This is a genomic window from Streptococcus sp. NM (assembly GCF_003390135.1).
Lineage (GTDB): Bacteria > Bacillota > Bacilli > Lactobacillales > Streptococcaceae > Streptococcus.
In genome coordinates this window covers 170,950-189,701 of the sequence record NZ_QUOS01000002.1, presented here as the reverse complement: position 1 = coordinate 189,701, position 18,752 = coordinate 170,950, and the positions used below count along the sequence as shown (strand labels likewise).

Annotated in this window: 13 protein-coding genes; 12 read left to right on the top strand and 1 reads right to left on the bottom strand. The window is 42.2% G+C overall.

Translation table 11 applies throughout. The features are described from left to right. Nucleotides 1-9 precede the first annotated feature (9 nt). Together adcA and DXN33_RS05430 are read left to right on the top strand one after the other, a co-directional pair. Nucleotides 10-1,515, top strand: coding sequence for a zinc ABC transporter substrate-binding lipoprotein AdcA (gene adcA / locus DXN33_RS05435; protein WP_115904560.1), 1,506 nt, complete (start codon nucleotides 10-12; stop codon nucleotides 1,513-1,515). Nucleotides 1,516-2,290: 775 nt separating this feature from the next. Then, nucleotides 2,291-3,175, top strand: a complete 885-nt coding sequence (locus tag DXN33_RS05430; protein ID WP_004235732.1) for an SPFH domain-containing protein — start codon at nucleotides 2,291-2,293, stop codon at nucleotides 3,173-3,175. 262 nt (nucleotides 3,176-3,437) lie between these two features. Here DXN33_RS05430 and DXN33_RS05425 read toward each other — a convergent pair whose 3' ends face one another. Continuing rightward, nucleotides 3,438-5,525 carry a GH92 family glycosyl hydrolase gene (locus DXN33_RS05425; RefSeq protein WP_049491176.1) on the bottom strand — a complete coding sequence of 696 codons (2,088 nt, stop codon included), beginning with the start codon at nucleotides 5,523-5,525 and terminating at the stop codon, nucleotides 3,438-3,440. A gap of 170 nt (nucleotides 5,526-5,695) precedes the next feature. Between DXN33_RS05425 and DXN33_RS05420 the strand changes: the two genes are divergently transcribed. From DXN33_RS05420 to DXN33_RS05375, 10 genes are all read left to right on the top strand, one after another. Then, entirely contained in the window at nucleotides 5,696-6,976 is a 1,281-nt protein-coding gene (locus DXN33_RS05420) for a glycoside hydrolase family 125 protein (RefSeq protein ID WP_115904559.1), read from the top strand. A gap of 210 nt (nucleotides 6,977-7,186) precedes the next feature. Next, entirely contained in the window at nucleotides 7,187-9,832 is a 2,646-nt protein-coding gene (locus DXN33_RS05415) for an alpha-mannosidase (RefSeq protein WP_115904558.1), read from the top strand. 83 nt (nucleotides 9,833-9,915) lie between these two features. Continuing rightward, the gene (locus DXN33_RS05410) at nucleotides 9,916-10,785 is read left to right on the top strand and encodes an ROK family protein (RefSeq protein ID WP_049491179.1); all 870 of its coding nucleotides are present in this window, start codon (nucleotides 9,916-9,918) and stop codon (nucleotides 10,783-10,785) included. After that, nucleotides 10,779-12,659 (top strand): family 20 glycosylhydrolase, encoded by a 1,881-nt coding sequence (locus DXN33_RS05405; RefSeq protein ID WP_115904557.1) that lies wholly within the window; start codon nucleotides 10,779-10,781, stop codon nucleotides 12,657-12,659. Before DXN33_RS05410 ends, DXN33_RS05405 begins: the two co-directional genes overlap by 7 nt. Before the next feature lie 211 nt (nucleotides 12,660-12,870). Beyond that, complete coding sequence (locus tag DXN33_RS05400) at nucleotides 12,871-13,800, top strand: sugar ABC transporter permease (protein ID WP_004254906.1); 930 nt, start codon at nucleotides 12,871-12,873, stop codon at nucleotides 13,798-13,800. A 13-nt stretch (nucleotides 13,801-13,813) separates the two neighbouring features. After that, nucleotides 13,814-14,737 carry a carbohydrate ABC transporter permease gene (locus DXN33_RS05395; RefSeq protein WP_000818353.1) on the top strand — a complete coding sequence of 308 codons (924 nt, stop codon included), beginning with the start codon at nucleotides 13,814-13,816 and terminating at the stop codon, nucleotides 14,735-14,737. A gap of 104 nt (nucleotides 14,738-14,841) precedes the next feature. Beyond that, nucleotides 14,842-16,326: an ABC transporter substrate-binding protein gene (locus DXN33_RS05390; protein WP_000800391.1), complete on the top strand. Its 1,485-nt coding sequence runs from the start codon at nucleotides 14,842-14,844 to the stop codon at nucleotides 16,324-16,326. Between the two features lie 232 nt (nucleotides 16,327-16,558). Next, nucleotides 16,559-17,248 (top strand): CPBP family intramembrane glutamic endopeptidase, encoded by a 690-nt coding sequence (locus DXN33_RS05385; RefSeq protein ID WP_115904556.1) that lies wholly within the window; start codon nucleotides 16,559-16,561, stop codon nucleotides 17,246-17,248. Between the two features lie 56 nt (nucleotides 17,249-17,304). Further along, nucleotides 17,305-17,601 carry a bacteriocin immunity protein gene (locus DXN33_RS05380; RefSeq protein ID WP_181897291.1) on the top strand — a complete coding sequence of 99 codons (297 nt, stop codon included), beginning with the start codon at nucleotides 17,305-17,307 and terminating at the stop codon, nucleotides 17,599-17,601. 131 nt (nucleotides 17,602-17,732) lie between these two features. Continuing rightward, nucleotides 17,733-18,719: a rhodanese-related sulfurtransferase gene (locus DXN33_RS05375; protein WP_020902652.1), complete on the top strand. Its 987-nt coding sequence runs from the start codon at nucleotides 17,733-17,735 to the stop codon at nucleotides 18,717-18,719. The last annotated feature ends 33 nt before the right edge of the window (nucleotides 18,720-18,752 follow it).

Genomic DNA, 18,752 nt, shown 5'->3' with positions numbered 1-18,752 from the left:
GAGACTAACGTGAAAAAAATTAGCTTATTGCTAGCCAGTCTATGTGCCTTGTTTTTAGTGGCTTGTTCCAATCAAAAGCAGGCAGATGGCAAACTAAATATTGTGACAACCTTTTACCCTGTCTATGAATTTACCAAGCAAGTCGCAGGAGATACTGCTAATGTTGACCTCCTCATCGGTGCTGGTACAGAACCCCATGAATATGAACCGTCTGCCAAGGCAGTTGCCAAAATCCAAGACGCAGATACCTTCGTTTATGAAAATGAAAACATGGAAACATGGGTCCCTAAAATGCTAGATACCTTGGATAAGAAAAAGGTCAAAACCATCAAGGCGACAGGCGATATGTTGCTTTTGCCAGGTGGTGAGGAAGAAGAGGGAGACCATGACCATGGAGAAGAAGGACATCACCATGAGTACGATCCCCATGTTTGGTTATCACCAGTTCGTGCCATTAAACTAGTAGAGCACATCCGTGACAGTTTGTCAGCAGATTATCCTGATAAAAAAGAGACCTTTGAGAGGAATGCAGCTGCCTATATCGAAAAATTGCAAGCCTTGGACAAGGCTTATACAGAAGGCTTATCTCAAGCCAAACAAAAGAGCTTTGTGACTCAACACGCAGCCTTTAACTATCTTGCTTTGGACTATGGACTCAAACAAGTCGCAATCTCAGGCCTTTCTCCAGATGCAGAGCCATCAGCAGCTCGCTTGGCAGAATTGACAGAGTATGTCAAGAAAAATAAAATCGCCTATATCTATTTTGAAGAAAATGCCTCACAAGCCCTTGCTAACACACTTTCAAAAGAAGCAGGTGTTAAAACAGATGTCCTCAATCCTTTAGAAAGTCTGACAGAAGAGGACACCAAGGCTGGAGAAAATTACATCTCCGTGATGGAGAAAAACCTCAAGGCTTTGAAACAAACAACGGACCAAGAAGGCCCAGCAATTGAGCCTGAAAAGGCCGAGGATACCAAGACAGTTCAAAATGGTTACTTTGAAGATGCAGATGTCAAGGACCGCACCTTGAGTGACTATGCAGGTAACTGGCAATCAGTTTATCCTTTCCTTGAAGATGGAACTTTTGATCAGGTCTTTGACTACAAGGCTAAGTTGACAGGTAAGATGACTCAGGCTGAGTACAAGGCCTACTATACAAAAGGCTATCAGACAGATGTAACTAAGATTAATATCACTGATAAGACTATGGAATTTGTTCAAGGTGGACAAAGTAAGAAATTCACCTACAAGTATGTTGGTAAGAAAATCTTGACTTATAAGAAAGGAAATCGTGGCGTGCGCTTCCTCTTTGAAGCGACAGATGCGGATGCTGGACAATTCAAGTATGTTCAGTTTAGTGACCACAATATCGCCCCAGTGAAGGCAGAACATTTCCATATCTTCTTTGGAGGCACAAGCCAAGAAGCCCTCTTTGAAGAAATGGATAACTGGCCAACCTACTACCCAGATAACCTATCTGGCCGAGAAATCGCCCAAGAAATGTTGGCGCATTGATGAGAAACCGACTAGTTCATAGGAGCTAGTCGGTTTTTTGATACTAGATGGCTAACTTCATGATAGATCTTTCAGATACATAAGGCGCTTTAAAAAAATAAATAAAACTCTTGAAATATCGGGGTTTATATGCTAGAATGTAGTTAATTGATAAGGTTCATTAGAACACCAAAGCCCCTAACTACTGGCATAGTTAAGGGCTTTTTTGACGTATCTTAGCGATTTAACGGGTGTTGATAGGCTAGTCACTCGGTCTACTCCTTACTATCTAGCCATCTGCAGACGAAATACAGGATAATCCCTGCTATGACGTCCGCTATAATAGTAAGAGCGAGCTCTATGATAAGGTTCATTAGTTTCACCTCCTCTCACGAACCGTAAGGAACGTAATCGGTAACCGATGACAAAAATAGTATATCACATTAAATTTAGATCATCAACCTCGCTTAATGATTGAAATTTTGGAGGTCAGTACATCCAATGATGTTTTTTGTGAGTCTTTTAAAGGGATTAACCGTTACTTGTTTCGTTTCTTTGTCCACGACTTGTAAAGTTTAGATAGTATGTTGATAATCAACGGAGTTAGAAAGAACTAGCATGGTAGACCTAATTCTTTACCAGTTGGTTTAGCAAGAAATCAGACGACAATGTGACAATTCACCTCTAATTATTGACATTTCAGGAAAAATCGCAGTAAAAACTGCACAGCCTTCTTTAAATGTGCTATAATACAGGAAAAATAATGATGGAGGTCACGATAATGGCAACATTTTTGATGATTTTTGTGGTGGTTTGTGTGCTCCTATTGGTGATAGTCACACTGAGTACAGTTTATGTGGTTCGTCAGCAGTCGGTGGCGATTATTGAACGCTTTGGGAAATACCAAAAGGTTGCCAATAGCGGTATTCATATTCGATTGCCTTTTGGGATTGACTCGATTGCAGCGCGGATTCAGTTGCGCTTGTTGCAAAGCGATATTGTGGTTGAGACTAAGACAAAGGACAATGTGTTCGTTATGATGAATGTGGCGACCCAGTACCGTGTCAATGAGCAGAGCGTGACAGATGCTTACTATAAACTCATGCGTCCAGAATCTCAGATTAAATCTTATATCGAAGATGCTCTTCGCTCTTCTGTTCCCAAATTAACCTTGGATGAATTGTTTGAGAAAAAAGATGAGATTGCCCTTGAAGTTCAACATCAAGTAGCAGAAGAAATGACTACTTACGGTTATATTATCGTGAAAACTTTGATTACCAAGGTCGAACCAGATGCAGAAGTCAAGCAATCCATGAATGAAATCAATGCGGCGCAACGTAAGCGGGTCGCAGCGCAAGAATTGGCGGAAGCCGATAAGATTAAAATCGTCACTGCAGCTGAAGCCGAAGCAGAAAAAGACCGCCTCCATGGTGTGGGGATTGCCCAACAACGTAAGGCGATTGTGGATGGATTGGCAGAGTCTATCACAGAACTCAAGGAAGCCAATGTTGGTATGACAGAAGAGCAAATCATGTCTATCCTCTTGACCAATCAGTATTTGGATACCTTGAATACCTTTGCCTCTAAAGGAAATCAGACTATCTTTTTACCAAATACGCCAAATGGTGTGGATGATATCCGTACACAAATCTTGTCAGCCCTTCGCGCTGAGAAGAAATAATAGACTAAAGAGCCTGGAGTCAGGCTCTTTTTAGTGTTCGTGAGAGATAAGTCTTAGCTATTCATAAAAGTTACTAACAGGTTGTGGATAAGTGTGGATAACTTCTGATTATTTTAGTGATAATTCTTATTTGTGTGACCAATTTAGTAACTTTTGAGGATTATAAAGTAGTTTTAATTGCTGAAACTCAAGAGTTAAGCACAGTTTGGGATAGTTATTCACAGATTGTGGATAATCTTGGGGATTGCAGATTTTTTATTATTTAGCGATGACTTGGTAACCAGCTGAGGGTGAAGGTTAGTTGTTCAGATTTTAAGAGGTTTTGGTGTTGAATAGTTGATACGAGTGTTTTATCCAATCGGCATTCTTTTACAAAGTTAAAATGGCTGTGATTTTGCTCAGTATGAATATCTAGCCATTTATCTTCTTTAGCGAGATAGACTCGGAGGTGGTCAAAGATAGGGATTCCGAGGTCATAGCTTGGTTTTCCTGGACAGGTCGGATAAAAACCGAGAGCTGACCAGATGTACCAAGCTGAGAGACTGCCATTGTCTTCATCACCAGGATAGGCTTCCCAACTTGGGTGAAAGGCCTTCTGGCGGAGCGTCTTGATGAGAAGGGCAGTGTAGTCAGGGTAATCGCTGTAACGGAATAGATAAGGAATGTGGAAACTCGGCTGGTTGGAAATGGCTATTTGTCCAAAAGGAGCACTAGCCATTTCGCTCATTTCGTGAATCTCGTAACCATAGCCTGTTGTCTCAAAGAGGGGAGCATCTTGACAGGTTTTCAAAAGATAGTTGCTAAAGACTTCTTTTCCACCCATAAGCTGGATTAAGTCTGGGATGTCGTGGAGGACGCCTAAAGTTGCTTGGATGGCAGAGCATTCGGCATAATCACGTCCCCAACTATAAGGAGAGAAGTCAGGGCGGAAGTTGCCTTGAACATCACGCGCTCGCATATAACCTGTCTCAGCGTCAAATAGATGGCAGTAATTTTGTGATGCGGACTTGTAGGTTTCAGCGGTGTCTATTTTCCCTAGTTTTTTGGCACAGCTGGCGATACAAAAGTCACTATAGGCATAGTCTAGGGTGTGGCTGACGCTTTCGTGGTGGTCGGTAGAGAGGTAGCCTAGTTCTTGGTATTGGGCTAGTCCGTGACGGCCATTGATGCCGAGAGGGTCGGACTTGCTGGCTGTTTCAAGCATGGCTTGGAGGAGTTCTTCTTCTAGGTCAGGGGCCATGTCCTTGCAGGCACTATCTGCGATAATACTGTCCAATAGAGTGCCAGGCATTATGCCACGTTCATCTGGGGCCAGCCATTTTGGAAGAAAACCAGTATCGCGGTAGCTATTGAGGAAACCTTCTAAAAAGCGGTGGTAGTGTTCTGGTATGATAAGGGCAAAGAGGGGGAAGGTGGTGCGGAAGGTATCCCAGAAGCCATTGTTGCTAAAGAGGACACCGGGCTTGACAGTTCCAGTAGCCAAATCTTTGTGGATGGCTTGTCCTGATTCATCAACCTCATAAAAAGTCTGAGGGAAGAGGAAGAGTCTGTAAAGGCAGTGATCAAAGAAGGTTCGGTCAGCCTCTCCTGTCTCTATAATGTCAAAACGATGGAGGAGATTTTCCCAATCTTTTTGTGCACTTGCTTTGCAGTTATCGAAGTCTTGTTGAGGTAGATTAAGCAGTGCTTGAGAAGGAGAGATGAAAGAAGTCGCTAGCTGGATTTCAGCATGACTATCTGCCAGGTCGATTCGCCAGTCTCCACCTTCTTGGCTGATAGCAAGGATATCCATATTCATTTTCAGGGATGTGAACAGTATCAGTGGATTTTTGTTGTTCTCAGTTTTTCCTTCTTGTCGTAGGGCAAGATTCCTCTTATCTACTTGCTCTACTGCTAATTCATCTGCTGCGTGAAGATAGAGGGATAGGGCTTTGCCTTGCTTTTGCTCCAAACGAATAGAAGCACCGTAGCAAGTCGGTGTAAGCTGGGTTTCAATCTGATAGCGCAGGGAGAAAATCTTCAGATAATGAGGTTTGAAAGAGGACTTATCTATGTCATAGGAAGACTGGCGGTGAAAGAGGCTGTCTCCCCCTAGCTGACCGGTGACAGGTGTCAGAAGGAGCCAAGAGTAGTCCCCAATCCAAGGACTGGGCTGGTGGGTTAATCGAATCCCTTGAAATATAGGCAGATGTGGGTCGAAAAACCAAGAGCCCTCCTGGTCGCTGGTCTGGGGTACAAAGTAATTCATCCCAAAAGGAACGCCTGTGTAAGGCAGGGTATTTCCCCGAGAAAAGGCATGCTTGCTGGCAGTTCCAAATCGGGTATCGATGGTTTCAAGTAGTGGTTTCATAGTCTTTCCTTTAGCTGTTTTTCTACATTATATCAGAAAAAGATAGTCTTTAGAAAAGGCGTTTTAAAGATAACTATTTTGTAGAAAAATGACTATCATTTGTGTATGTATTTTCTGTCTCAAAAGCTATATACTGAAAATGAAACTTGTTTGAAAGAGGATACTGCACGATGATTTATTCAAAAGAAATTGTTAGAGAATGGCTAGATGAAGTGGCAGAACGGGCTAAGGACCATCCAGAGTGGGTGGATGTCTTTGAGCGTTGCTACACAGATACCTTGGACAATACGGTTGAAATCCTAGAAGATGGTTCAACTTTTGTCTTGACTGGGGATATTCCTGCTATGTGGCTTCGAGATTCGACAGCCCAACTCAGACCCTACCTGCATGTGGCTAAAAGAGATCCCCTTCTGCGTCAGACCATTGCAGGTTTGGTCAAACGTCAGATGACCTTGGTACTTAAAGATCCTTATGCCAATTCCTTCAACATTGAGGAAAACTGGAAGGGTCACCACGAGACTGACCACACAGACCTTAACGGCTGGATTTGGGAACGTAAGTACGAGGTAGACTCGCTTTGCTATCCTTTGCAGCTGGCTTATCTCCTCTGGAAAGAGACTGGCGAGACTAGTCAGTTTGATGAGACTTTTGTCGCAGCGACCAAGGAAATTCTTCATCTGTGGACAGTGGAACAAGACCACAAGAATTCTCCTTATCGTTTTGTCCGCGATACGGACCGCAAGGAAGATACCTTGGTAAATGATGGCTTTGGCCCTGATTTTGCAGTGACAGGCATGACCTGGTCAGCTTTTCGTCCGAGTGATGACTGCTGTCAGTATAGTTACTTGATTCCGTCAAATATGTTTGCAGTTGTTGTTTTGGGGTATGTTCAAGAAATCTTCGCAGCATTAAACCTAGCTGATAGCGAGAGTGTTATCACAGACGCTAAGCGTCTTCAGGATGAAATCCAAGAAGGGATCGAAAATTACGCCTACACAAGCAACAGCAAGGGCGAAAAGATTTATGCCTTTGAAGTGGATGGTCTAGGAAATGCCAGCATCATGGATGATCCAAACGTACCAAGTCTGCTGGCTGCACCTTATCTGGGTTACTGTTCGGTCGATGATGAAGTGTATCAAGCAACTCGTCGTACCATTTTGAGCCCTGAAAATCCATATTTCTACCAAGGAGAATACGCTAGCGGTCTCGGAAGTTCTCATACCTTCTATCGCTATATCTGGCCAATCGCTCTGTCTATCCAAGGCTTGACAACGACAGATAAAGCAGAGAAGAAATTCTTACTGGATCAGCTGGTTGCTTGCGATGGTGGTACTGGTGTTATGCATGAAAGCTTCCACGTAGATGACCCAACTCTTTATTCTCGTGAATGGTTCTCTTGGGCCAACATGATGTTCTGTGAGTTGGTCTTGGATTACTTGGATATTCGTTAATCTAGGATTTTACTTGTTTTTAGCCAATTTACCAAGACAAAGTAGCTAAATATATACTTCTTTCAAATTTCATCTCAAATCATAGTTAAATTCTTGATAAATAAAATATTTAGAGTTAAACTGTTGGTGATTTGTTGAATTTGATTGAGCAAATCTTACATCCAAAAACGTTAACAATAAAAATTTAAATTTAGAATGAGGTTTTACTTCATGGAAAATGTTGTCGTACATATTATCTCACATAGTCACTGGGATCGTGAGTGGTACTTGCCTTTTGAAAGCCACCGTATGCAGTTGGTGGAATTATTTGACAATCTCTTTGATCTCTTTGAAAATGACCCTGAGTTCAAGAGCTTCCACTTGGATGGTCAAACCATTGTCCTTGATGACTACTTGGAGATTCGCCCTGAAAATCGCGACAAAGTCCAACGATACATCGACGAAGGCAAACTTAAAATTGGTCCTTTTTACATCTTGCAAGATGACTACTTGATTTCAAGTGAAGCCAATGTCCGCAATACCTTGATTGGTCAGCAAGAAGCTGCAAAATGGGGCAAATCCACTCAGATTGGTTACTTCCCAGATACTTTTGGAAATATGGGACAAGCTCCTCAAATCCTTCAAAAATCAGGCATTCACGTGGCAGCCTTTGGTCGTGGTGTGAAACCGATTGGATTTGACAACCAAGTTCTCGAAGATGAGCAGTTTACTTCCCAGTTTTCAGAAATGTACTGGCAGGGTGCGGACGGAAGTCGTGTCCTCGGTATCCTCTTTGCCAACTGGTATAGTAATGGGAATGAAATCCCAGTTGATAAAGACGAGGCCTTGACCTTCTGGAAACAAAAACTGGCAGACGTGCGTGACTATGCTTCGACCAACCAGTGGTTGATGATGAACGGCTGTGACCATCAGCCTGTCCAGAAAAATTTGAGTGAAGCCATTCGTGTGGCAAATGAACTCTTCCCAGATGTAACCTTTGTTCATAGTTCTTTTGATGAATATGTTCAAGCTGTGGAAAGTGCCCTACCAGAGCAATTATCAACGGTTACAGGTGAGTTGACCAGTCAGGAAACAGACGGCTGGTACACACTTGCCAACACTTCTTCATCTCGTATTTATCTCAAACAAGCCTTCCAAGAAAATAGCAACCTCCTAGAGCAAGTTGTAGAACCCTTGACTATTATCACTGGGGGTCATAACCACAAGGACCAGTTGACCTATGCTTGGAAAACTCTTTTGCAAAATGCGCCGCATGATAGCATCTGTGGCTGTAGCGTGGACGAAGTTCACCGCGAGATGGAAACTCGTTTTGCCAAGGTTAACCAAGTCGGAAACTTTGTTAAGAGCAATCTTCTTAACGAATGGAAGGGTAAAATCGCTACAGCTAAGGCTCAAAGTGATTATCTCTTTACTGTCATTAACACAGGCTTGCATGATAAGGTCGATACTGTCAGCACAGTGATTGATGTGGCGACTTGTGATTTCAAGGAATTGCACCCAACAGAAGGTTACAAGAAGATGGCTGCCTTAACCTTGCCAAGTTATCGTGTGGAGGACTTGGATGGTCGTCCTGTAGAGGCTAAAATCGAAGACCTCGGAGCTAATTTTGAGTACGATTTACCAAAAGATAAGTTCCGCCAAGCTCGTATCGCTCGACAAGTGCGCGTGACTATTCCAGTTCACCTAGCACCGCTTTCTTGGACAACCTTCCAATTGCTGGAAGGAGAACAAGAACACCGTGACGGTATTTACCAAAATGGAGTAATTGATACGCCATTTGTAACGGTGAGTGTGGATGACAATATCACAGTCTATGACAAGACAACTCACGAAGCCTATGAAGATTTTATCCGCTTCGAAGACCGTGGTGACATCGGAAACGAGTATATCTATTTCCAACCAAAAGGAACAGAGCCAATCTATGCAGAGCTTAAGGGCTACGAGGTCTTGGAAAACACAGCTCGCTACGCTAAGATTTTGCTCAAACATGAATTGACCGTGCCTGTCAGTGCAGATGAAAAGCTAGAAGAAGAGCAAAAAGGCATCATCGAGTTTATGAAGCGTGAAGCTGGACGTTCAGAAGAATTGACAAGCCTTCCTCTGGAAACTGAGATGACTATCTTCGTTGATAATCCACAAATCCGTTGCAAGACTCGCTTTACCAACACTGCCAAAGACCACCGTATCCGTCTCTTGGTCAAGACTCACAACAAGCGTTCAAGTAATGATTCTGAAAGCATTTATGAGGTAGTGACACGACCAAACAAACCAGCAGCTTCATGGGAAAATCCTGAAAATCCTCAACACCAACAAGCCTTTGTTAGTCTGTATGACGATGAAAAAGGTGTGACTGTATCCAACAAGGGATTGAATGAATACGAAATCCTTGGAGACGACACTATTGCAGTGACCATTCTGCGTGCGTCAGGTGAGCTAGGTGACTGGGGTTACTTCCCAACACCAGAAGCACAATGCTTGCGTGAGTTTGAAGTCGAGTTTGCGCTTGAATGCCACCAAGTCCAAGAACGCTTTTCAGCCTATCGTCGTGCTAAAGCCTTGCAGACACCATTTACCAGCCTTCAGCTTGCTAAACAAGAAGGAAGCGTGGCTGCGACTGGTAGCCTCTTGAGCCATTCTGTTCTCAGCATACCGCAAATCTGTCCAACAGCCTTTAAGGTATCTGAAAATGAAGAAGGCTATGTTCTTCGTTACTACAATATGTGTAGTGAAAATGTACGTGTACCGGAAAGCCAACATCTCTTTCTTGACCTACTTGAACGACCATACCCAGTTCATAGAGGTCTCATTTCACCACAAGAGATTCGTACAGAATTCATCAAAAAAGAAGAAATTTAATTTCAAAAAGTAAACATAAAAAGAAAGGAGGGGCGAAAAAGTAAGAATTAACTGCTTATTCGCCCCTTTTTATGGTAAAAACAATGACCATTGCAACGATTGATATCGGAGGGACTGGGATTAAGTTTGCTAGTCTGACTCCTGATGGGAAAATACTGAATAAGACAAGCATTCCAACGCCTGAAAGTTTGGAGGACTTACTAGCTTGGCTAGATCAACGTTTGTCAGAGCAGGATTATAGCGGGATTGCTATGAGCGTTCCAGGCGCGGTCAATCAAGAGACAGGTGTGATTGATGGCTTCAGTGCGGTGCCCTACATTCACGGATTTTCTTGGTATGAGGCGCTTAGCTCTTATCAGATTCCTGTCCATCTGGAAAATGATGCCAACTGCGTTGGACTTAGTGAACTGCTAGCTCATCCAGAACTAGAAAATGCAGCCTGTGTCGTGATTGGGACAGGGATTGGCGGAGCCATGATTATCAATGGTAGACTTCATCGAGGTCGCCACGGCCTGGGTGGAGAATTTGGCTACATGACCACCCTTGCCCCTGCTGAAAAGCTCAACAACTGGTCGCAACTAGCATCAACTGGGAATATGGTGCGATACGTGATTGAAAAATCTGGTCAGACTGACTGGGACGGTCGCAAGATTTACCAAGAGGCCGCAGCAGGAAATACCCTTTGCCAAGAAGCCATTGAGCGCATGAACCGTAATCTGGCGCAAGGCTTGCTCAATATCCAATATCTCATCGACCCAGATGTCATCAGTCTGGGAGGCTCTATCAGTCAAAATCCAGATTTTATCCAAGGTGTCAAGAAGGCTGTTGAAGACTTTATCGATGCCTACGAAGAATACACGGTCGCACCTCTTATCCAAGCTTGTACCTATCATGCAGATGCCAATCTCTATGGTGCCCTTGTCAACTGGTTACAGGAGGAAAATCAATGGTAAGATTTACAGGACTTAGTCCCAAACAACATCAAGCTATAGAGTTGCTTCAAAAGCACATTTCTCTACCAGATGTGGAAGTAGCTGTCGCTCAGTCTGACCAAGCCTCTATCTCTATCAAGGGTGAGGGTGGCCATTATCAACTAACTTATCGCAAATCTCACCAACTTTATCGTGCCTTGTCCTTGTTGGTAACAGCTTTAGCAGAAGGTGACAAGGTAGAGATTGAGGAACAGGCGGCTTATGAAGATTTAGCCTACATGGCAGACTGTTCTCGAAATGCGGTGCTGAATGTGGCTGCTGCCAAGCAGATGATTGAGGTCTTGGCTCTCATGGGCTACTCAACCTTTGAACTTTACATGGAAGATACATACCAGATTGAAGGGCAACCTTACTTTGGCTATTTCCGTGGAGCCTACTCGGCTGAGGAATTGCAGGAAATCGAAGCCTATGCCCAGCAGTTTGACATTACCTTTGTTCCTTGCATCCAGACCTTGGCCCACTTGTCAGCCTTCGTAAAATGGGGTGTCAAAGAAGTGCAGGAGCTCCGTGATGTAGAGGACATTCTTCTTATCGGCGAAGAAAAGGTTTATGACCTGATTGATGGCATGTTTGCTACTCTATCTAAACTGAAGACTCGCAAGGTCAATATCGGGATGGACGAAGCCCACTTGGTTGGTTTGGGACGCTACTTGATTCTGAACGGTGTTGTGGATCGTAGTCTCCTCATGTGCCAACACTTGGAGCGCGTGCTGGATATTGCAGACAAATATGGTTTCCACTGCCAAATGTGGAGCGATATGTTCTTTAAACTTATGTCAACAGATGGCCAGTACGACCGTGATGTGGAAATTCCAGAAGAAACTCGTGTCTACCTAGACCGTCTCAAAGATCGTGTGACCTTGGTTTACTGGGACTATTATCAGGATAGCGAGGAAAAATACAACCGCAATTTCCGTAATCACCACAAGATTAGCCATGACCTTGCATTTGCAGGTGGTGCTTGGAAGTGGATTGGTTTCACACCCAATAACCATTTCAGCCGACTCATCGCTGTTGAGGCTAACAAGGCCTGTCGTGCCAATGATATCAAAGAAGTCATTGTAACGGGTTGGGGGGATAATGGTGGGGAAACTGCCCAATTCTCTGTCTTACCAAGTTTGCAAATCTGGGCAGAACTCAGCTATCGCAATGACTTAGACCGTTTGTCTGCTCATTTCCAGACCAATACAGGTCTATCGGTTGAAGATTTTATGCAGATTGACCTTGCCAACCTTTTACCAGACCTACCAGGTAATCTCAGCGGGATCAATCCTAACCGCTATGTCTTTTATCAGGATGTTCTCTGTCCGATCCTTGACCAGCACATGACACCTGAACAGGACAAACCGCACTTCGCTCAGGCAGCTGAGATGCTTGCTAACATTAAAGAAAAAGCTGGGAATTATGCCTATCTCTTTGAAACTCAGGCCCAGTTGAACCAGATTTTAAGTAGCAAAGTGGACGTGGGACGACGCATTCGTCAGGCCTATCAAGTAAACGATAAGGAAAGTCTGCAAGAAATCGCAAGACAAGAATTACCAGAACTCAGAAGCCGAATTGAAGACTTCCATGCCCTCTTTAGCCATCAATGGTTGAAGGAAAACAAGGTCTTTGGCTTGGATACGGTCGATATCCGTATGGGCGGACTTTTGCAACGCATCAAGCGCGCAGAAAGTCGTATCGAGGCTTATCTGTCTGGCCAGCTTGACCGCATCGACGAGCTGGAAGTAGAAATTCTGCCATTTAACGACTTTTACGCAGATAAGGATTTCGCAGCCACAACAGCCAACCAGTGGCATACCATTGCGACAGCTTCAACCATCTACACGACATAAGAAACAAGAACACCGTGCTATTACTCAGAGTGTTTCTCGTGAAACATCCCTTTCTTAAAAAAGTACTCCACATAAAATAATTTGTGGAGTTTTTTCTATAATTAGTAGTTTAACCTAACCTTCAAATAGGAGTATACTAATAATGTAATCGTTATCAAAAGTCTAAAAAGGAATTTTTAGATGGATATCAAAATAAAAAAGGGAGGAAATTATGAATAAGTTTTCAAAAACCTTGAGAGACAACTGGATCTTTCTCTTAATGGTTTTGCCAGGGGCACTCTGGTTGATTCTATTCTTCTACATTCCAGTATTTGGGAACGTGGTTGCCTTTAAAGACTACCACATGACCAGTAATGGATTTATAGATAGTATCGTGAATAGTAAATGGGTCGGACTCGATAATTTCAGATTCTTATTTAGTTCAAAAGACGCCTTTATCATCACTCGAAATACTGTCCTCTACAATCTCGGCTTTATCTTTATCGGTTTGATTGTATCTGTAGGGATTGCTATCATCCTCAGTGAACTCCGTTCTAAGAGAATGGTTAAGATTTTCCAAACTTCTATGTTGTTCCCTTACTTCTTGTCTTGGGTTATCATCAGTTTCTTTACAGATGCCTTCCTAAACATTGATAAAGGGGTATTCAACCATTTCCTAGAATCTATCGGAATGAAGGAAGTCAATTTCTACGCTGACTTGGGTATCTGGCCATATCTCCTACTTTTCCTAGGTATTTGGAAAGGCTTTGGATATAGCAGTGTCATGTACTATGCAACAATCATGGGAATTGATCCAACCTACTACGAAGCAGCAACAGTGGACGGGGCTAGCAAATGGCAACGAATTCGCAATGTAACCATTCCGCAGTTGACACCATTGGTAACTGTATTGACCATCCTTGCAGTCGGAAATATCTTCCGTGCAGACTTTGGTCTCTTCTACCAAATCCCCCACAATGCTGGTCAGCTTTATAACGTAACCAATGTCTTGGACGTATATGTTTATAACGGTTTGACTCAGACAGCGGATATCGGGATGGCTTCAGCAGCAGGTCTCTACCAATCAGTAGTCGGCTTGATTCTGGTTATCCTATCAAACTTACTGGCAAGACGAGTTGATCCAAACTCAGCCTTGTTCTAGAAAGGAGGAGAATATGGCAGAAAAGAAAATTAAAAAAGAAAAAATTGATAATGTCGGCATTCACTCCTTCAGTAAGAAAGCAGATATCTTCTTCAGTACCATTTCTGGTTTGGTTGCCCTCTCTTGTATCCTACCCTTTGTATTCGTTATCGTTATTTCGGTGACAGATGAAAAGAGTATCCTCCAAAATGGATATAGCTTCTTCCCATCTCAATTTGGCTTAGACGGTTTTGAGTTTTTGGCACAGTTTAAGGATAAAATTCTCCAAGCTCTCTTCATCTCAGTCTTTGTAACAGTGGTGGGGACTATCACAAACGTTTTTATCACAACAACTTATGCCTACGCTATTTCACGGACAACCTTTAAGTATCGCAGATTCTTTACGATTTTTGCCCTTCTTAGTATGTTGTTTAACGCTGGTTTGGTACCGGGCTATATCGTGGTGACTCGTTTACTTCAACTTGGTGATACAGTTTGGGCCTTGATTGTTCCAATGCTTCTCTCACCATTTAACATCATCTTGATGCGTTCCTTCTTCAAGAAGACCATTCCAGAAGCTATTCTAGAATCCGCTCGTATCGATGGTGCTAGTGAGGCCCGGATCTTCTTCCAAATCTGTTTGCCATTGTCATTACCAGGTATCGCAACCATCACGCTTTTGACAGCTCTTGGTTTCTGGAATGACTGGTTCAACGCCCTTCTTTACATCAAGAGTGACAACTTGTATCCATTGCAATATTTGCTCATGCAAATCCAGCAAAATATGGACTACATCGCCAAAGCAGTCGGCCTATCTGGTCAACTGGGAGTTGCTCTTCCAAAAGAAACAGGTCGTATGGCCATGGTTGTGGTCGCAACCCTTCCAATCGCGATTTTGTATCCATTCTTCCAACGCTACTTTGTAAAAGGTTTGACTATCGGTGGTGTGAAAGAATAGTACTTGTCGAGAAAAATCATTTCTCATTTCCAAACTTCCCTTGCGTGAAGTTAAGATCATTACATTGTTTATAAGTTTAAAAATAAAAAAAAGGAGTTTTTGTCATGAAAAACTGGAAAAAATATGCTTTTGCATCTGCTAGTGTAGTCGCTTTGGCTGCTGGTCTCGCTGCTTGTGGAAACCTTTCAGGTAACAGCAAAAAAGCTGCTGACTCAGCTTCAGGTGAAAAAACTGTTATCAAAATGTACCAAATCGGTGACAAACCAGATAACTTAGATGAATTGCTAGAAAATGCTAACAAAATCATCGGTGAAAAAGTTGGTGCTAAATTGGATATCCAATATCTTGGATGGGGTGACTATGATAAGAAAATGTCAGTTATCACATCATCTGGTGAAAACTACGATATCGCCTTTGCATCTAACTATGTTGTAAATGCTCAAAAAGGTGCCTATGCTGACTTGACTGACTTGTATAAGAAAGAAGGAGCAGAGCTTTATAAAGCACTTGACCCAGCTTACATCAAAGGTAACAGCATTAACGGTAAAATTTACGCAGTTCCAGTTGCAGCCAACGTTGCATCATCTCAAAACTTCGCCTTCAACGGAACTCTTCTTGCTAAATACGGTATCGATATTTCAGGTGTCACTTCATATGAAACACTTGAACCAGTCTTGAAACAAATCAAAGAAAAAGCTCCAGATGTAGTGCCATTTGCGGTTACTAAGAACTTTATCCCATCTGATAACTTTGACTACCCAGTTCCAAATGGACTTCCATTCGTTATCGACCTTGAAGGGGACACTACTAAGATCGTAAACCGTTACGAAGTGCCTCGCTTTAAAGAACACTTGAAGACTCTTCACAAATTCTATGAAGCTGGATACATTCCAAAAGACGTAGCAACAAGCGATACTTCATTTGACCTTCAACAAGATACTTGGTTCGTTCGTGAAGAAACAGTAGGACCAGCTGACTACGGTAACAGCTTGCTTTCACGTGTTGCAAACAAAGACATCCAAATCAAACCAATCACTAACTTCATCAAGAAAAACCAAACAACACAAGTTGCTAACTTTGTTATCTCAAACAACTCTAAGAACAAAGAAAAATCAATGGAAGTGTTGAACCTCTTGAACACTAACCCAGAACTCTTGAATGGTCTTGTTTATGGTCCAGAAGGCAAGAACTGGGAAAAAATTCCAGGTAAAGAAAACCGTGTTAAAGTCCTTGATGGCTACAAAGGAAACACTCACATGGGTGGATGGAACACTGGTAACAACTGGATCCTTTACATCAACGAAAACGTTACAGACCAACAAATCGAAGATTCTAAGAAACAATTGGCTGAAGCTAAAGAATCTCCAGCACTTGGATTCATCTTTAACACTGACAATGTGAAATCTGAAATCTCAGCAATCTCTAACACAATGCAACAATTCGATACAGCTATCAACACTGGTACTGTAGACCCAGATAAAGCTATTCCAGAATTGATGGAAAAATTGAAATCTGAAGGTGCTTACGATAAAGTATTGAACGAAATGCAAAAACAATATGATGAATTCTTGAAAAACAAAAAATCATAAGATCAATTGATTTCGTGTATTCATTCCTAATTCCTAAAAATTGAATCACTGTTTTCCTCAGGCTTATCTGGGGGAGGCAGTGATTTTTTGAAACGAGAGCATAGATATCTGTGTTTTCTTATCGCTGTTTAACCATTCAGGAAATCTCAAATACCATTTAGGATTTGGAGTAAGGATTTAGGAAAATATAGCTTATATTAGAGATGTTCCAAGTTTACAACGGAGGGTTCACATGAAAAAGTATCAACTTCTATTCAAAATAAGTGCAGTCTTCTCTTACTTATTTTTCGTATTTGGCCTTTCTCAGCTAACGCTTATCGTCCAAAATTATTGGCAATTTTCTTCCCAGATTGGCAATTTCGTCTGGATTCAAAATCTTTTGAGTTTGCTATTTAGCGGAGTCATGATTTGGATTCTGTTTAAGACAGGGCACGGCTATCTTTTTCGCATTCCAAGAAAAAAATGGCTTTGGTATTCGATTTTGACAGTATTAGTGGTAGTGCTCCAGATCTCTTTTAACGTTCAGACAGCTAAACATGTTCAGTCAACTGCTGAAGGTTGGGCTGTATTGATCGGTTATAGTGGGAGCAACTTTGCTGAGCTAGGTATCTATATAACTTTGTTCTTTCTGACTCCACTTATGGAAGAGCTAATCTATAGAGGATTAATGCAACACGCCTTTTTTAAGCATTCGAGATTTGGCCTTGATTTGCTTCTTCCGTCAATTTTATTTGCTCTTCCTCATTTTTCAAGCCTGCCTAGTTTGTTAGATATCTTCGTCTTTGCAACATCTGGCATCATCTTTGCTAGTTTGACCCGCTATACCAAGAGCATTTATCCATCCTATGCGGTGCATGTGATTAATAATATTTTCGCAACATTACCATTTTTGCTGACTTTTTTACACAGGGTATTTGGGTAAAATATTGGTACGAGATTTAGGAATAATAGCTTTTCAATTTAAGGAGGAAAATAAGAATGACACCATTAAAGTGGTTTGCTGGAGGAAGCGAAAGACGTTGTGAAGCCATGACTATCATTGATTATCTACTGGAAGATATAGAGGATACGCCTCAGCTGACTCCCTTGAAAAATCAGTTAGTGATTTATAAAAAGCGATTAAAGAACGATGGGACCTCTACCCCGTTTATATTGAACCAAATGAATGTTGACGTCTCACGTGTGTTGATTGATAATAAGCTGATGTTATCAGAAAATCAAGCTGAGCAGATCAAAAAATTGAGAGAATTATCTGCTATTCGCTATGGTTACTGACGAAATGCAGGGATAAATCCCTTTCTACAATTTCCAGTCAAATAAATTGCATTCGTTTTCTCAAGCAGGTATACTAGTATAGTTAGATGAAAAATTCTGAAAATTTAAGAATAGAAAAGAGAACAAATCTTATGGCAAAAGATATTCGTGTCTTACTTTACTACCTTTACACTCCAATTGAAAATGCAGAGCAATTTGCTGCAGATCACTTGGCTTTCTGTAAATCAATCGGCCTTAAAGGTCGTATCCTAGTCGCTGACGAGGGAATTAACGGAACAGTTTCAGGTGACTACGAAACAACTCAAAAATACATGGACTACGTTCACAGCCTCCCAGGAATGGAAGACCTCTGGTTCAAGATTGACGAAGAAAATGAACAAGCCTTCAAGAAGATGTTTGTTCGCTACAAGAAAGAAATTGTCCACCTTGGTTTGGAAGACAACGACTTTGATAACGACATCAACCCACTTGAAACAACAGGTGCTTACTTGTCTCCAAAAGAGTTCAAAGAAGCTCTTCTTGACGAAGATACGGTTGTCCTTGACACACGTAACGATTATGAGTATGACCTAGGACATTTCCGTGGGGCTATCCGCCCAGATATCCGCAACTTCCGTGAGTTGCCACAGTGGGTTCGTGATAACAAAGAAAAATTCATGGACAAGCGTGTCGTAGTTTACTGTACAGGTGGAGTTCGCTGTGAGAAATTCTCAGGTTGGATGGTCCGTGAAGGCTACAAAGATGTCGGCCAATTGCACGGAGGAATCGCAACCTACGGTAAAGACCCAGAAGTCCAAGGTGAGCTTTGGGATGGGAAAATGTACGTCTTTGACGAGCGTATTGCCGTAGATGTCAACCATGTCAACCCAACCATCGTAGGGAAAGACTGGTTTGATGGAACACCATGTGAACGTTATGTCAACTGTGGAAATCCATTCTGTAACCGTCGTATCTTGACATCAGAAGAAAATGAAGACAAGTACCTTCGTGGATGCTCACACGAGTGCCGTGTTCACCCACGTAACCGCTATGTTTCAGAAAATGAATTAACACAAGCTGAAGTTGTCGAGCGCCTAGCCGCTATCGGTGAAAGCTTGGATCAAGCAGCTACAGTATAAGATTAAACAGTCCTTAGGGACTGTTTTTCTATG

What these genes read in the sequence shown, in the direction of transcription:
- DXN33_RS05430 (WP_004235732.1), top strand. Translation starts at nt 2,291, where the DNA reads ATGATTTTTGTGGTGGTTTGTGTGCTCCTATTGGTGATAGTCACACTG.
- DXN33_RS05425 (WP_049491176.1), bottom strand. Translation starts at nt 5,525, where the DNA reads ATGAAACCACTACTTGAAACCATCGATACCCGATTTGGAACTGCCAGC.
- DXN33_RS05420 (WP_115904559.1), top strand. Translation starts at nt 5,696, where the DNA reads ATGATTTATTCAAAAGAAATTGTTAGAGAATGGCTAGATGAAGTGGCA.
- DXN33_RS05415 (WP_115904558.1), top strand. Translation starts at nt 7,187, where the DNA reads ATGGAAAATGTTGTCGTACATATTATCTCACATAGTCACTGGGATCGT.
- DXN33_RS05410 (WP_049491179.1), top strand. Translation starts at nt 9,916, where the DNA reads ATGACCATTGCAACGATTGATATCGGAGGGACTGGGATTAAGTTTGCT.
- DXN33_RS05405 (WP_115904557.1), top strand. Translation starts at nt 10,779, where the DNA reads ATGGTAAGATTTACAGGACTTAGTCCCAAACAACATCAAGCTATAGAG.
- DXN33_RS05400 (WP_004254906.1), top strand. Translation starts at nt 12,871, where the DNA reads ATGAATAAGTTTTCAAAAACCTTGAGAGACAACTGGATCTTTCTCTTA.
- DXN33_RS05395 (WP_000818353.1), top strand. Translation starts at nt 13,814, where the DNA reads ATGGCAGAAAAGAAAATTAAAAAAGAAAAAATTGATAATGTCGGCATT.
- DXN33_RS05390 (WP_000800391.1), top strand. Translation starts at nt 14,842, where the DNA reads ATGAAAAACTGGAAAAAATATGCTTTTGCATCTGCTAGTGTAGTCGCT.
- DXN33_RS05385 (WP_115904556.1), top strand. Translation starts at nt 16,559, where the DNA reads ATGAAAAAGTATCAACTTCTATTCAAAATAAGTGCAGTCTTCTCTTAC.
- DXN33_RS05380 (WP_181897291.1), top strand. Translation starts at nt 17,305, where the DNA reads ATGACACCATTAAAGTGGTTTGCTGGAGGAAGCGAAAGACGTTGTGAA.
- DXN33_RS05375 (WP_020902652.1), top strand. Translation starts at nt 17,733, where the DNA reads ATGGCAAAAGATATTCGTGTCTTACTTTACTACCTTTACACTCCAATT.